Annotated in this window: 13 protein-coding genes; 6 read left to right on the forward strand and 7 right to left on the reverse strand. The window is 45.6% G+C overall.

The genetic code is table 11. The features are described 5' to 3' along the window. Positions 1-28 precede the first annotated feature (28 nt). A complete protein-coding gene (locus ACR64G_RS10950) occupies positions 29-718 on the reverse strand; it encodes a hypothetical protein (RefSeq protein WP_435979316.1) in 690 nt (229 codons plus the stop codon). 137 nt (positions 719-855) lie between these two features. Here ACR64G_RS10950 and ACR64G_RS10955 point away from each other — a divergent pair, with 137 nt between their 5' ends. From ACR64G_RS10955 to ACR64G_RS10965, 3 genes are all read left to right on the forward strand, one after another. Beyond that, positions 856-1,758: an ABC transporter substrate-binding protein gene (locus tag ACR64G_RS10955; protein WP_435979317.1), complete on the forward strand. Its 903-nt coding sequence runs from the start codon at positions 856-858 to the stop codon at positions 1,756-1,758. 69 nt (positions 1,759-1,827) lie between these two features. Further along, complete coding sequence (locus ACR64G_RS10960) at positions 1,828-2,769, forward strand: alpha/beta fold hydrolase (RefSeq protein ID WP_435979318.1); 942 nt, start codon at positions 1,828-1,830, stop codon at positions 2,767-2,769. A gap of 177 nt (positions 2,770-2,946) precedes the next feature. Next, positions 2,947-3,783 (forward strand): alpha/beta fold hydrolase, encoded by an 837-nt coding sequence (locus ACR64G_RS10965; protein WP_435979319.1) that lies wholly within the window; start codon positions 2,947-2,949, stop codon positions 3,781-3,783. Between the two features lie 83 nt (positions 3,784-3,866). Here the strand turns inward: ACR64G_RS10965 and ACR64G_RS10970 are convergent, their stop codons facing one another. Further along, a complete protein-coding gene (locus ACR64G_RS10970; protein ID WP_317200104.1) occupies positions 3,867-4,103 on the reverse strand; it encodes a DUF1653 domain-containing protein in 237 nt (78 codons plus the stop codon). A gap of 43 nt (positions 4,104-4,146) precedes the next feature. Next, positions 4,147-5,358 (reverse strand): tyrosine--tRNA ligase, encoded by a 1,212-nt coding sequence (gene tyrS, locus ACR64G_RS10975; protein ID WP_435979320.1) that lies wholly within the window; start codon positions 5,356-5,358, stop codon positions 4,147-4,149. 119 nt (positions 5,359-5,477) lie between these two features. Between tyrS and ACR64G_RS10980 the strand changes: the two genes are divergently transcribed. The 3 genes from ACR64G_RS10980 (at position 5,478) to ACR64G_RS10990 (ending at position 9,148) form a co-directional block, all read left to right on the forward strand. Then, complete coding sequence (locus ACR64G_RS10980; protein WP_435979321.1) at positions 5,478-6,767, forward strand: anhydro-N-acetylmuramic acid kinase; 1,290 nt, start codon at positions 5,478-5,480, stop codon at positions 6,765-6,767. A 106-nt stretch (positions 6,768-6,873) separates the two neighbouring features. Continuing rightward, positions 6,874-8,199, forward strand: a complete 1,326-nt coding sequence (gene fabF / locus ACR64G_RS10985) for a beta-ketoacyl-ACP synthase II (RefSeq protein WP_435979322.1) — start codon at positions 6,874-6,876, stop codon at positions 8,197-8,199. Between the two features lie 145 nt (positions 8,200-8,344). After that, complete coding sequence (locus tag ACR64G_RS10990) at positions 8,345-9,148, forward strand: hypothetical protein (RefSeq protein ID WP_435979323.1); 804 nt, start codon at positions 8,345-8,347, stop codon at positions 9,146-9,148. 82 nt (positions 9,149-9,230) lie between these two features. Here the strand turns inward: ACR64G_RS10990 and ACR64G_RS10995 are convergent, their stop codons facing one another. From ACR64G_RS10995 to ACR64G_RS11010, 4 genes are all read right to left on the reverse strand, one after another. Further along, positions 9,231-11,054: an aminopeptidase P family protein gene (locus tag ACR64G_RS10995; protein ID WP_435979324.1), complete on the reverse strand. Its 1,824-nt coding sequence runs from the start codon at positions 11,052-11,054 to the stop codon at positions 9,231-9,233. A 215-nt stretch (positions 11,055-11,269) separates the two neighbouring features. Beyond that, on the reverse strand, positions 11,270-11,728 hold the full coding sequence (locus tag ACR64G_RS11000; protein WP_435979325.1) for a hypothetical protein: 459 nt from the start codon (positions 11,726-11,728) through the stop codon (positions 11,270-11,272). Between the two features lie 180 nt (positions 11,729-11,908). Next, positions 11,909-13,495, reverse strand: coding sequence for an apolipoprotein N-acyltransferase (gene lnt, locus ACR64G_RS11005; RefSeq protein ID WP_435979326.1), 1,587 nt, complete (start codon positions 13,493-13,495; stop codon positions 11,909-11,911). 266 nt (positions 13,496-13,761) lie between these two features. Next, positions 13,762-14,661, reverse strand: coding sequence for a CBS domain-containing protein (locus tag ACR64G_RS11010; protein ID WP_435979327.1), 900 nt, complete (start codon positions 14,659-14,661; stop codon positions 13,762-13,764). Between the last annotated feature and the right edge of the window lie 4 nt (positions 14,662-14,665).

Raw genomic sequence — 14,665 nt, forward strand, 5'->3', positions numbered from 1 at the left:
GATTTAGGCGTTAGCGCAATTCCAAGCGTTAGCGCAACTCATAGTGTCGAAGCAATATAGAGTGATCTATGTTGCTTTTTTTATGAGGGTCTATTGTAGAGGGCTTGGGCTCAATGCTAATTTCATTGACAAGGCGTAGATCATTAAAGTCTAAAATCAATACCTCGTTGCGAGTGCGTTCGCTCGTGCGTTTATTATGCTTTATAGGAAAGCCAACGACTTGCTGACTAGCGGCTTTTATATGATTGATGACTAATTTTCTAGATATTGCGCGTCCTGATTTTATGGCGTTCTGATTTATTTTTTGCGCATCGCAAAGTGCAGTTGCAGGATTAATAGTGGTGGTAAATAACTTATCAATACGCGCGCTTTTGGGAATATCACCTGCGACAAATAATATCTGATTGATAGGCAAAAACTGCGCATGGCGCATGAGCTCCCGGTGAAATAATGCTGGCATATCCATATTGAAGCTATCTTCGGTTTGACGATAAAAGGCAGTAAAGCTGCGCTGAATATAGCGCCCGAATACAGTAGCATTAATCCATTCTTGGTACACACTATCCTTTAGCAATCGCTTAGCAAACTCTTTTGGGTCAATCTCAATATCTGCTGCCAACAATGCCACTAGTAAACTTTGTGGATCTATGAATGCCTGCTGTGCCCATGTTTGCGGATAAAGACTTGCATCTAGTGCGGACAACGTGGATCTACTCATAGGCTTATATCCTTGTTCGTCATTTATTAAAAACGTTTTTGTGCTATGGTCAGTTTGACGGTTTTTGACGGACGTTACCGTAGCATTTGTTATAAGAGGTGTTATCACCGAATTTCCAACCGATACTGTAAGGATATATGATGGCGAACACATCGCTCACTTTGACACTGGAATGGTTTTTGAACCCTGATCATCTGCCCTTTATCGCCGGTATTCATACTGGCGCGTATAAAGATGCTGGCCTCGACATTACGATGATTGAGCCCACTGAACACTATGATGGTTTTGCTGAGCTACAAGCGGGTAACATCGACTTTCATGTCAATGAACCCATTCATTTATTTGAGCATTATTTTACCGATCTAAAAGCACTTGGCTGCTTCTTTGTCACTGACGGCGGGGTCATGATGAAGCAAAGCAGTATGGATAAGCTTACACAAAATCAGCCCATTCGTATTACGACCCCTTCGGCCAACCCTATTACAAACAAAATCGGATTTGAGATACTGCATCGTTACGCGCAGAAAAATGGCTTTGAATTAGCTCGTGATAATGTTGAGTTTGTAGAGACTGACTTTCAACATCTAAAAAATCTACAAGAGGGCGATGCGACAAGCGAGTTCGATGGTGCTTGGCTATGTTTTTATAACTTTGAAGGGATAGAGGCCAATCATATTGGGCTTGATTATACTTTTATTGATCAGCACTTATCGCCTTATCCAAACTTCTCAGCGCTGGAGCTGATGACTACACATAGTCTGTGGGGAAATAAAAAAGAGGCTATGGAACGTTTTGTCAAAGTGACCACTGAAATGGCTGAGCTGTGTACTAGCCAGCCTGAAAAAGCGCGTGAGATTTATTACGGCTACACTGGAGATGAGCCCTCAGCGTTAATGGACGACATTATCAATGACACGCTAAAACGACTGATTGCGCCGATCAAACCTGATCGCGAACGCTGGACAGCTTTGCGTGAAATGCTCATTACTCTAGATATCGCAGCTGTTAGTGATGACGAGTACGCGAAACTGTGGCAGTAGCAGCTCAAATAGCACCAATATCTACAACCTCCTAAAGGCATTGTATTCTCAAAAATTATAGAACACATTATGATAAAAAACTTGCTCTCAAAATATCAATTACAAACCATAAATATCACAGCGGCTGACGGTACGCTGCTACCAGTCTCGGTGATTGGACAGGGGTCTCCTGTCTTACTATTACATGCTTATGGTATGGACGCGCGTGAGTTTTTGCCGTTTATAGCGCCGCTCCTTGGTAAACACACCTTTTATTTGCCGCACTTTAGAGGGTTTGGTGAAGCCAAAATAACGTCTCTGACTCAGTTTGATTTCGTCCGTCAATACGCCGATGATATGAACGAAATCGTCGAGCATATCTGTACATTACGACAACTAGAGTCCTTGCCTGTTGCGGCTATCTCTATGGGCGCACAAGTCATGTGGGCTTATTTTGAGCGTTATGGTGTGGCACGAATCAGCCGATTTATGAATATAGATCAAAATCCTGCTATTCATAATCAGCCCGACTGGCAAGGCGGTCTGTTTGGCGTGCGTCAACAAGAAGTGTTCGATATCTTTCAAGAAGTGATTGACCGGACTTTGCCTTATGCTAATATTGGTAGTTTTGCTCATCTGCCCTTTGCGCTCAAACGCCGTGCTACAGATGTCGAGCGGCTGTTTTCTCTACTATCTGTGAATCGTACGCGCTCAAAAGCGTTTATACAAATGACAACCTACAAAAACGATCCTAAGCTTGCGCTTTATGACCATAGTATTTGGGACCATAAAAGACAGTGCTTGCAAGCGTATTTAGAGCTGCCTTATGACTTTCGCGGCGCTTTAGAAAAGGTAACTATTCCTGTCGTTAATCTAATCGGCGGACGCTCCAAACTCTATGACCCTAAATGGCAACAAAAAGTCACTCAGATGCTGCCCAATGCCACCGAAATTATTTTGCCGCATTCAGGTCATGCCGTACCGCTTGATGAGCCCGTTAGGTTTTATAAAGTGCTTAAAGCATTCTTTTAAAATGATTTTTAGAGACGACCACTACTCACACAACCACACTATATTTATCACAACCTCTCACAGCAAATAACATAATCTGCTCTTATACTTAAGAGCTGGCATACCACTGTGATGTCTTATAAAAAGATAATCATAAATAACGCCACCAAAAAAATAATCATTCAAAAGGATATGAATATGCCCTATGTAAAAGTTGCTACGCAAAACAATCAACCTGTCAATCTATATTACGAAGTCCAAGGCAGCGGTAAGCCTGTGGTGCTCATACACGGCTGGCCGCTGAGTGGCCGCGCGTGGGAGTCACAACTCATGGCGCTGGTCGAGGCTGGTTATCAAGTCATTACTTATGATAGACGCGGCTTTGGTCAATCTTCCCAACCTTGGGAAGCCTATGACTACGACACCTTGGCACAAGACTTAAAAGCGCTAATGGATGAACTTGATTTGCAAGATGCCACTATCGTTGGTTTCTCTATGGGCGGCGGCGAAGTGGCGCGCTATCTTGGCAACTATGGCTCAAATCGTGTCAGTAAAGCGGTACTCGCCTCGGCAGTGCCACCTTATTTATTTAAGGCAGATGACAATCCTGATGGCGGCTTAGAAGAGGCGGATGTGCAAGAGTTTTTGGATGGAGTTAGCGGCGACCGTATTGCCTTTTTGAATGACTTCACTAAGAACTTTTTTACGCCAAAAGACGGCAAACTGTTGGTCAGTAAGCCCATGCGCTTGTATAACCGCGATATCGCGTCACACGCGTCTGCTAAAGCCACTTATGACTGTGTTAAATCCTTTGCGTACACTGACTTTCGTGATGATTTAAAGAAATTCGATGTGCCAACGTTGGTGATTCATGGTGATGCCGACCAAATCGTACCCTTTGAAGTCAGTGGTGAGCGCTCGCATGAGATGATCGCTGATAGTCAATTGCATATCATTGAAGGTGGCCCACATGGTATTAATGTCACGCATGCTAAAGAGTTTAACGAAGCGCTTATTAAGTTTTTAGACAGCTAATTGACGTCATACTTTCACTCAAAGAAGAAAAGCGACCTCTATAGGGTCGCTTTTTTTGGGATGTTAAAAAGGCATTTTAATCATCAATCCGCTAGAGTTTTAATCAGCTCAAAGCGTGGTACTTCTTTGTCATCTATCATAACCGTCTCAGCAAACATCGCAAGCGGTCGTACCCACACGCCATACTCGCCGTAGAGACAACGATAAACCACTAGCGCCTCCTCGGTTTCAGAATGCTGCGCGGTATGCAAGACTTGATACAGATTGCCTTTGTAGTGGCGGTAGATGCCTTGGGGGATGGATTGATATTTTTGCTTCATGCCTCTTGCCTTTTTTTTATTTACCTTATTAATCCTACGCGCTTTATCCCACCGTCACCTTAGCATAGCCCTTTTTACCTGCCTGAATGACTGCCGTCTGCCCTGAGGTTAAGCTAAACCCAGCATCAACCACTTCGCCATCGACTTTTACTGCGCCGCGTTTGACCATATCTTTAGCGGCTGAGTTGTTTTTGGCAAGCTGTGCTTGGTTTAGGATTTGAGTGATAAATAGCGCATCCGCACCTTCTAAATCCAATGTAATCTCTGGCAGATCAACAGGCAATTCGCCATCGGCTAAGACGTTACCAGCAGATTTGTGCGCATTAGCAGCCGCGTCGCTATCATGAAAACGCTCGATTAACTCTTCGGCTAAAATGCGTTTGATCTCTTGCGGATTACGACCATTATCCATCTCCGCCATCAAGCTCTCAATTTCATCCATCGGCTTAAAGCTTAAAAACTCAAAGTAGCGACGGATAAGCGTATCTGGCATGGATAAGAGCTTTTGGTACATGGTGCCTGGCGCATCATAAATACCGACGTAATTGTTTAAGGATTTAGACATTTTATTGACGCCGTCTAGCCCTTCTAAGATTGGCACAGTAATACAAACTTGTGGCTCTTGACCATAGCGACCTTGGAGGGTTCGTCCCATCAAAATATTGAAAGTTTGATCGGTACCGCCAAGCTCAACATCCGCCTCAAGCGCGATGGAATCATAACCTTGCACTAAGGGATAGAGAAACTCGTGAATGGCAATAGGCGTTTGCGCGGCGTAGCGTTTGGAGAAGTCATCACGCTCTAGCATGCGCGAAACCGTCAGCTGGCTTGAGAGTTGAATCATATCGCCCGCTGACATATCTTTGAACCATTCAGAGTTAAAGACAATACGGGTTTTATCTTTATCCAAAATCTTAAAGACTTGCTCAGCGTACGTCTCAGCATTGACTTTGATTTGCTCGTCGGTCAATGGCGGACGCGTGCTATTTTTGCCCGAAGGATCGCCAATCTTGGCCGTGTAATCGCCAATCAAAAAATAAATCTCATGGCCCAAATCTTGAAAATGCTTGAGCTTATTGATGAGTACCGTATGACCTAAATGCAAATCAGGCGCGGTAGGATCAAAGCCTGCCTTGATACGTAGCGGACGATCTAGCTTGAGTTTAGCGATTAAATCGTCTCTAGATAACACCTCCTGCGTACCGCGTTCAATTAGAGCAAGTTGGTCTTCTAAGGTATGGGTTTGAGTGGTCATGAGAATCTCTTTATTGTCATTATGAAAAGGCTTACACGTTTGGGCCAATTAGAATCTTGTAGCCTATAAAAGATGGTAGAATTTGAGAGATATACTAGCGTTTTTTGAGGTAAATTGCCATGAGTAAGCCTGTGTCTGTTATTGATAATCAAAACCCCAACGTAGATCTAAGCGATGGCGAGGATATGTCGCTTGTCGATACCCTAGAGCAAACCCTGTTCGAGAACTTCGATGATGGTCTATATATCGGCATGATGTCAGGGACGAGTTTGGACGGTATGGACGCAGTATTGTGTCAGTTTACGGCGGACTCTGACGCTAGCGCCGCTCCTATGCACCTACTAGCAAGTTATAGCCAAGACTTCCCGCCGCGTCTGCGAGAAGTGCTGCTTGCCTTGTGTCAGCCTAATGGCGTGCAAGCCTTAACGCCAGTAGAGAGCGAGCCTGATAGCGAATTAGACTGGTTTGGCTGGGCAAGCAAAGCATACGGTGAATTTGCCACCGAGGTGGTCAATACCTTATTGCAAAGAGCCAATATCGAGTCAGAGTCCGTACTAGCGATTGGCTGTCATGGTCAAACTGTGCGCCATCGCCCGCAGATGGGCTATACTTTGCAATTGCTTGATGCCAATATCATCGCTGAGCGCACAGGCATCAGCGTCGTCAGTGACTTTCGTCGCCGCGATATGGCGGTTGGCGGGCAAGGTGCGCCACTAGTGCCCGCCTTTCATCATGCTCTATTCTCGGATGCACATACGACACGTATCCTGCTTAATTTGGGTGGTATCGCAAACATAACAGTCCTGCCTGCCGAATCAAATAATGTGACAGGCTATGACACTGGTCCTGCTAACTTGTTGATGGACGCATGGACTGCGCTTCATACTGGTCATGATTATGATGCAAATGGCACTTGGGCGCAGTCTGGACAGGTCATTGAACCGCTACTGAATCAGCTGATAGAGCATTCATTCTTTGCAAAAACGCATCCCAAAAGTACGGGACGCGAAGACTTCAATCTAGAGTGGCTACAAGATGAGCTACAAGAATTCGATCAAGCGTCGGCTCATATTCGCTACTCATCCGCCGACGTGCAAGCGACTCTAACCGAGCTGACTGCTATGAGTGCCTGCGACCAGATCAATTTATTTATTCAGTCTCCTGCTGACAGTACCGTCTATGTCTGCGGCGGCGGCGCGTTGAATGGCTATTTGATGACACGATTGCAAGCGCACTTGCCACATTCGACGGTAGAGACTACGGCAAGCTTGGGACTTGACCCAACGTGGGTGGAAGCCGTAGCCTTTGCGTGGCTGGCGCGTCAAACCTTGATGGGCGAGACGGGTAACTTGCCTGCGGTCACTGGCGCAAACAAGGGTGTGGTGTTAGGTCAAGTGTGTTTTGCTTAGTCAATTAATCCAAGTTTACAAACGTACACTAATCTATATTATAATGATCGGTAAAAATGATATTGTTTTTGTATGATTATCACACAGTCGCTATAGGATACAGGGTATGAGCCAACAGCAGCAGCTAAAGTCACGTCGTAAAACACCGCATCATGAGCGTACCGATGATAGGCGCGTCGTCGTCACTGGTATGGGGGCGATCACGCCTCTAGGATTGGATGTTGAGAGCACTTGGGTAAGGTTACTAAGTGGTGAGAGCGGTATCACACCCATTACTCATTTCGATCCTGAAGCGTACCGCGCGCAGATCGCAGGCACGGTCAAAGACTTTGATGCCAAAAACTATATGAACCCTAAAGACGCGCGCCGCTATGACGAGTTTATGCACTACGCGGTGGCAGCGACCTCTATGGCACTACACAATGCAGGCTATATCGATGAAGTGAGTGCTACGGACAGCCCTGTCAAAGACGTCGACCAAGAGCGTTTTGGGGTAATTTTGGGTTCAGGTATTGGCGGTATCCAGACAATTGAGAACAGCCGTGATACGCTAAGGGACAAAGGCGCAAAAAAAGTCTCGCCCTTTATTATTCCAGGCTCTATCGTCAATATGGCAGCAGGTCTTGTCGCTATCAAACATACTTTGAAGGGTCCAAACCTAGCCACATCTACCGCTTGTACTACAGCGACGCACGCTATCGGATTAGCAGCACGCCTTATTGCGCATGGTGATGCCGACGTTATGCTGGCGGGCGGTAGTGAAAAAGGCTCAAGCCCACTAGGTATCGCAGGATTTGGCGCGATGCACGCACTCTCTACGCGTAATGACGAGCCAACAAAGGCGTCGCGTCCGTTTGATAAAGGCCGCGATGGTTTTGTATTAGGAGATGGCGCAGGCGTGATGGTGCTTGAGAGTCTCGCTCATGCCAAAGCGCGCGGCGCGACGATACTGGCAGAATTGGTCGGTTTTGGTATGAGTGATGATGCCAGTCATATTACCGCGCCACCTGAAGACGGTAGCGGTGCTGCCCGTGCGATGCAAAATGCTATTGACGACGCTGGTATTGAGCCATCTGCTGTGGGTTACGTGAACGCTCATGGCACCAGCACGCCCGCAGGAGACGTCGCAGAATCCCTAGCCATCGAAACGGTATTTTATGACATAAAAGATACTATACTCGTCAGCTCAACTAAATCAATGACGGGTCATTTGCTAGGTGCAGCGGGCGGTATCGAGGCGATATTCACCGTGTTAGCGCTGCAGCATCAGCACATACCGCCGACGATTAACTTAGATAATGTCGAGGACAACTGTAATCTAGATTACGTCGCCAATACTTCACGCAAAGTTGAGAATTTAAACTATGCGGTGTCGAACAGCTTTGGCTTTGGTGGTACTAACGGCTCGTTAGTCTTTGCGCGGTGGTCGTAACTTGAGCCCTTGTTTAACGCTTTGCGTAGCGTTTAGCTTATCCTAGCGCAACGCTGACGTCAGATTACTACGTTTGTCCTCTTGCAGCCCCTTATCTCACTTGCGTATGATAAGGGGTAATTTTTAGCACTTTATGGAAGATATCATGTCAAGCTACTCATTCTCTCAACAATTTTACCAGCGCTGGACGTGTGCGCCCGAGCTGATACGCTCGGCTATTATCCAAGAGCTCACTGATATCACAACATTACTTCAGCCTAATACCTCATTCGAAGATTTTGTCTTTGATACGCATGATTTGGACGCCCATCTCGATGAGTTGTATGACAATCATCATGCAGAAGAAGCTATCGCTAAAGCCATCGCAGATAAACAAGCTGCCGATGCGGCTGAAGCCCTACGTCTAGAAGAGCAAGAACAGATAAAGGCTAAAAAGGCGCAAGAGAAAAAAGAAGCTTTGGAGGCAAGAGAGGCGGAAGAGAAGCGCAAACTCCAAGAGCAGATAGACAAACAGCAAGCGAGTGAGAGTGCAAGTGAAAGTAAGAACAACTCTACAGTTGAATACAACGTAAAAAATAACACCACTATAAGTGATGAAGCTGATAACGCTAATAAAGAAACAGATAGCTCAGACGACAAAATTGATACGGCTACTGACAATAGTATAAGTGCAATCACTCAAAATGCGCGCACGCATACCGCTATTCATTTGTCTTTGAGTGACAAAAGACTAGGCACGGATCATGGGAGTCTGATTCGTGAGCTTGAAACGAGTATTGACGACTACGTTAGCGAGCAAATGATGCTAATCTCTGAGAATCTCAAATCTTGGATGCGTGCTGAAGTCACTCAGCGCTTGGCTATCGCCGATCAAGTAGATACTCACAAAGAAGAAACTGCTCAAAGAAATAAAGAAGAGCCACTTGATGATGAGAATAACAAAGAATAGTGGTTTAAGTGCTGTTTGGATTTATCTTAATAAAAAAGCGCTATCATTTAAATGACAGCGCTTTTTTTGGCAAATCTAAAGGTTAAATAGCTTGCGTACGCTGGGTCAGCCACTCTAAAGCTTCTCCCTCAGTGCGATTTTTTAGCTCAATATAGACTTGGCTGTGATAATCGTTGAGCCAGTCAAGCTCTACTTGATCTAACAGTGACTTGTCGATTAAACGCGTATCTATAGGACAATAAGTCACCGTCTCAAACTGTAAAAACTGACCAAACTCGCTAGGCTCAGATATCAGCGTATTGACCACTAAGTTTTCAATACGAATACCCCATTTGCCCTCGCGGTACAATCCTGGCTCGTTACTGGTGAGCATTCCTGCTCGCATCGCTCGCTCCTTGGTATTACTCGCATTGTATGAGATACCTTGCGGGCCTTCGTGCACGTTTAAAAAATAACCCACGCCGTGTCCTGTACCATGACCGTAGTCCATCTGCGCTTGCCACAATGGCGCACGGCAAATCGCATCAATAGCGGGCGAGCTGATACCCTCAGGGAATTTTGCGCGTGCTAGAGCGATATGTGATTTGAGCACTAGCGTAAAGTCGCGCTTGTGCTCGCTTGTGACTGTGCCAATGCCAACCACACGGGTGATATCAGTCGTACCATTTTGGTATTGAGCACCTGAATCAATAAGTAGTAGACCGCCCTTAGCGATATCAAGGGTGCTAAAATTCTCTGGCGTTGCGCGGTAATGCGGTAAGGCGCCATTTTCATTGAAGCCTGCAATCGTCGGAAAGCTTGGTGAGACGTAGTTTGGCTGCTGAATACGCACCTCAATCAGCATACGATCAACATCCAATTCGCTTAAATGCTCACCCTTATCTAATCGTGCCTCAAAGTTACTAAAGAATTCACATAGCGCTGCGCCATCTTGACGCATGGCTTCGCGAACATGCTCGATGTCAGACTCTGACTTGATAGATTTTAGCATAGTGCTCGGTGCTATTTGCTCAATGAATCCAACATCATCGACAATTTTGGACAACGTACCTACTGCGATTTTGCTTGGATCTAACAACAGCAAATCGTTAGGCGTCAACTGCCCTAGTGCGCCTTTTATGTCGTCGTAATTCGCCAGACTAATTCCGCTCTCTTTTAGAGATTTTTCGATGTCACTGCTGACCTTAGTAGTATCAATAAATAACGTCGCTCTATCATCGCTAATGAGCATATGTGATAAAAACACAGGATTGTAATCGACATCAGACCCGCGTAAGTTAGTCAGCCAAGCAATATCATCCAAGCTAGATAGTAGATGATGGGTCGCGCCAGCATCAGTCATACCTGCGCGAACGGCTGCAAGTTTTGACGCCGCAGACTGCGCGACAAACTGCGCCTCGTGCTGATACAGTTTTGCCGTCGGTAGCGTAGGACGATCCGTCCAAACCACGTTCAACACATCGCGATCTGTGATTAAAGTTATATTCCTACTATCAAAAGCGTCTAATAATTTATCTTGATCGCTGATAGATAGCACATTACCATCAACTGCTACACTATCGCCTTCTTGCAACTGGTTGGCTAGCCATTCAATATGATTGAGATTACCGGGTGCCAGTTTTTGTAATGCAATACCCGTCTCAGACAGTTCAGCCGCCGCATGCACCCAATAGCGGCTGTCCGTCCATAAACCTGCAAAGTCAGCAGTGACCAATAAAATACCGAAGGAGCCCGTAAATCCTGATAACCACTGACGCGCTTGCCAATATTCAGGTAAGTATTCAGACAAGTGAGGATCGGCAGTTGGAATAATAAGCGCGTTCAAATCTTGTGCTTTTAGCATAGCTTGTACCTTTTCAATACGCAGCTTAATATTGGTTTTGGCCGTTGGGGCTTGGGTAGACATAGAACCTCTTCATTGGTATGGGAAATGACGTCACAAATGGATTGTAATACTACCTATCTGGGGATGAGCGCTTGTTTCTAAACCGCGCTCATTTGTATGCACGGTCTTTATACAAAGTCGCTGTTAAAACTTAAACACAAAAAAACTCGCCATCACAATATGAAGGCGAGTTTTTGGTAGCTAGTGAGCCGTATGCTACTTGAATAACTGATCGTTTACTCTACGATATTACCTTCAAGATCACCATCCGCTTGCTCAGCGCTTAGATCTATTCCTGCTGTCGCATCTTGAACGGCTGCCTGATCAACCACACCGTCCGCAGTCGCTTCAGCTGCTTGTGTGGCAACGATAGCATCTCCTGTACTTGGATCAGGAGTAACCGTTGCAGCGCCTACCGTTTGATCCTCTACCGCTGCTGACTCTCCAGCACCCAAATTCATATCTTCTGCTGTATCGTCAGTTGCAGCAGCTGGCGCGGTATCTTCAGCAATGATAGCTTCTGCATTCTCAGCAGCGACAGATTCGTCGTTAGCTTCTGCAGTGATATGCTCACCTGCTGGGCGCATATAAGCAGACACAACAATAAGTAAAACGATGGCTAAGAACATTCCTACGCCAACTAAGGCGAACATGAACTCTTTTTTTGGATTGTTGTTGATGATATCTTCTGACATACCTTATCCACCTTGGACAAAAAATATTTTAAATTTGACCTATTATATCGCAATTTTTACTGATTTGTGAAAACCCTTAACCATTTAAAGGTATTATTCGTAAAAATATAGCCCGCGACTACTTATAGCTAGCGAGTGCTTATAGCTAGTAACTACTTCTAGCAACGAGCTATGCCTTTGTTATCTTTTGGTAGGGTGCTGCACTTGAGCACGTATACTGCTGCGACGACCTAAATAGCTGAGCAGTAGTAATAACGCGATGATAATCAAAATAGGATAATGACCAAAACGCATAAAGGGAGTATTGCCTACTCGCGCTTGAATATCACCGCGTAATACCGTGCGCTCAAACTGCGGGGCGCGCTCGACGATACGACCCTTGTGATCAATGATAGCGGTGACTCCCGTATTGGTCGCGCGCATAAACCAGCGCCCATTCTCTAAGGCACGCATCTGCACCATTTGCAAATGCTGCAACGGTCCTGCTGAGGTGCCAAACCAAGCGTCATTGGATATGGTCAATAAAAAGTCTGTACCAATGGCGTTTTTGCGGGTGGTATCAGGATAAGCGACCTCATAACAAATGGCCGTACCCAGATTGTGACCACGTACACGTAACGGCGCTTGCTGATCACTGCCTTCGCTATAGCTTAGAACATCCTTACTGCCTGCAAGATCAGGGAGGATATCGAGCATACCTTCGAACGGGATGTACTCTCCAAACGGGACTAGGCGCTGCTTTTTGTATATACCCTCAGCCTCGCTACCTAATGCAATGACGCTATTATAAAAAGGCGCATATTTATCTGTAGTAGGATCAAACGCTGCTTCGTCTTTGTAAGGGATACCGGTGACCCACGTAGTATCGGTCTCATTAGCCATTTTTACCATTTCATTGATAAAGCCAACCGCATCCGTTTGAAACATAGGAATGGAAGACTCAGGCCACAAGACAATGTCGCGTCCCCATTCGCTGCGAGTTAATTTTGCATAAATTTTGAGCGTCTCTACCTGAAACTCAGTGAGCCATTTTAGGTCTTGTGGAATATTACCCTGAATTAAGGATACAGAAAGATCAGGCGTACCTTTAGGCTTAGTCCACTGCGGATTGATAAGCCATAGGGAGGTACTGATAACCAAAAGCGCTATCGATGCGATCATATAACCGCCGCGGCGACATAATAGCTCAACCATACTAGCGGCTAATAATACAGCTACAAAAGATACCGTAAACACGCCGCCAACAGGTGCTAATGACGAGAGCCAATACTGCTCGGTAAAAGCATAACCAACAAACAACCAAGGAAAACCCGTAAATAGCCAAGTCTTTAGCCATTCTTGTACTATCCATAGCGCAGCGAAAGAGAACGGCTGACGACCCACAAAACGATTAAATATGAGCGCCAAGAATCCATGGAATAACCCCATACCCAGACCCATAATCGCAATCAAGATAAGCGCAAGCCACATAGGCGTATTGCCATAAACATGGATTGAGGTATATAGCCAAAACGCACCTACGCACCACAGCCCCATACCATAGGCTTCACCGATAATAAAAGCACGACGTCCACGCATCTGCGGCATGAGTAGCGCATACAAAATTGCAGGCGACACGATAGCAAGCGGCCAAACGCCATAAGGTGCAAGCGCCAAAGTGAACATTGCCCCTGCAAGCCAAGCTAGTACAAGTGTCACGCCAAGTGGCATAGTCTTGGCTTTGGCTGGATTTAGACGCTTTTGTAAATCAGTGGTAGACAGACGCATATCGATATCCAAAACCTTAAAAGTCAAAAAATCTTGAGTCTTACTAAAATAAAATTTGCCTATAATAGCAGATAATTGGTCAAATAGATGACTACGGACACAAGAGCCGTGGTATCACAGAAGACCCGTAATGTAAAAATTTTATCTGACAGAATACAAAAAACACGACCGCAATCGTGTTTTTCGTATTCTTCAATTATTTGCTTTTTGAGTATTTGCTTAGGCATGAAGCCAGTGGCTACTTACTAGTTAACACTGATTATTCATCAATGACTACCTATCAATATCTGTTGATCAGCACCGATCTTGGTCAGCTCCAAGTTTTGAATAAAGCGTCCTTCAGCATCCGTTATCGTGATCTGCCAATCGTCTATCTTGACGCTCTCACCTTGTAAGTCGCCAACATAACCCAAAGTCTGCATCACAAGGCCACCCATCGTATCGACATCAGTGTCATCAAACTGCGACCCTAACTCATCATTGCAATCCTCTATCACTGTCGATGCTTGTACTCGCCAAGTATTGGGTTTGTCAGGATCGGCGATGATATTATTAATGTCGCTATCTTCGTCAAAATCGTCGTGCTCATCCACGATGTCGCCGACGATCTCCTCAAGCAAATCCTCCATCGTAACCACACCGCCAAAATTACCAAACTCATCAACGACGATCGCCATGTGTACTTGGGTGCGTTGCAAGGAGCGTAGCAAAGTATCAGAACGAGCATTTTCACTAATGTATAGCGGCTGACGCACCAAGTCTTTTAGGCGTTTGCTATCAATTTTGTCATCCTGATCGCGCAACATATGTACCAAAATAGGAATCAGATCTTTGGCAAGTAAAATACCGATAACCGCATCATCATCCTGACTATCAAATACAGGATAGCGCGAATGAGTCGTATCGAGGATAATGTCCATCACCTCAGCGAGGCTCGTACTCTCGTGAAGACTTACAACTTGCGGACGTGGCGTCATAATCTCGCGCACTTGAGTGGCGGGTAAGTCCAAGACACCCTCCAACATATCGACGGTATCAGGTTCTAGAAATTGACGAGATTGTTGCACCAAACTGATCAATTCGTCACGGGTTTCGGGGGCGGTCGATAGCCAGCGTTTTAAGCCGCGCATCGACCAACTACTCGGGCTAGGGGCGTCGTCAGACATGGTG

It is taken from the genome of Psychrobacter sp. DM4 (genome assembly GCF_051307035.1).
Taxonomy (GTDB): domain Bacteria; phylum Pseudomonadota; class Gammaproteobacteria; order Pseudomonadales; family Moraxellaceae; genus Psychrobacter.

What these genes read in the sequence shown, in the direction of transcription:
- ACR64G_RS10950 (WP_435979316.1), bottom strand. Translation starts at nt 718, where the DNA reads ATGAGTAGATCCACGTTGTCCGCACTAGATGCAAGTCTTTATCCGCAA.
- ACR64G_RS10955 (WP_435979317.1), top strand. Translation starts at nt 856, where the DNA reads ATGATGGCGAACACATCGCTCACTTTGACACTGGAATGGTTTTTGAAC.
- ACR64G_RS10960 (WP_435979318.1), top strand. Translation starts at nt 1,828, where the DNA reads ATGATAAAAAACTTGCTCTCAAAATATCAATTACAAACCATAAATATC.
- ACR64G_RS10965 (WP_435979319.1), top strand. Translation starts at nt 2,947, where the DNA reads ATGCCCTATGTAAAAGTTGCTACGCAAAACAATCAACCTGTCAATCTA.
- ACR64G_RS10970 (WP_317200104.1), bottom strand. Translation starts at nt 4,103, where the DNA reads ATGAAGCAAAAATATCAATCCATCCCCCAAGGCATCTACCGCCACTAC.
- tyrS (WP_435979320.1), bottom strand. Translation starts at nt 5,358, where the DNA reads ATGACCACTCAAACCCATACCTTAGAAGACCAACTTGCTCTAATTGAA.
- ACR64G_RS10980 (WP_435979321.1), top strand. Translation starts at nt 5,478, where the DNA reads ATGAGTAAGCCTGTGTCTGTTATTGATAATCAAAACCCCAACGTAGAT.
- fabF (WP_435979322.1), top strand. Translation starts at nt 6,874, where the DNA reads ATGAGCCAACAGCAGCAGCTAAAGTCACGTCGTAAAACACCGCATCAT.
- ACR64G_RS10990 (WP_435979323.1), top strand. Translation starts at nt 8,345, where the DNA reads ATGTCAAGCTACTCATTCTCTCAACAATTTTACCAGCGCTGGACGTGT.
- ACR64G_RS10995 (WP_435979324.1), bottom strand. Translation starts at nt 11,054, where the DNA reads ATGTCTACCCAAGCCCCAACGGCCAAAACCAATATTAAGCTGCGTATT.
- ACR64G_RS11000 (WP_435979325.1), bottom strand. Translation starts at nt 11,728, where the DNA reads ATGTCAGAAGATATCATCAACAACAATCCAAAAAAAGAGTTCATGTTC.
- lnt (WP_435979326.1), bottom strand. Translation starts at nt 13,495, where the DNA reads ATGCGTCTGTCTACCACTGATTTACAAAAGCGTCTAAATCCAGCCAAA.
- ACR64G_RS11010 (WP_435979327.1), bottom strand. Translation starts at nt 14,661, where the DNA reads ATGTCTGACGACGCCCCTAGCCCGAGTAGTTGGTCGATGCGCGGCTTA.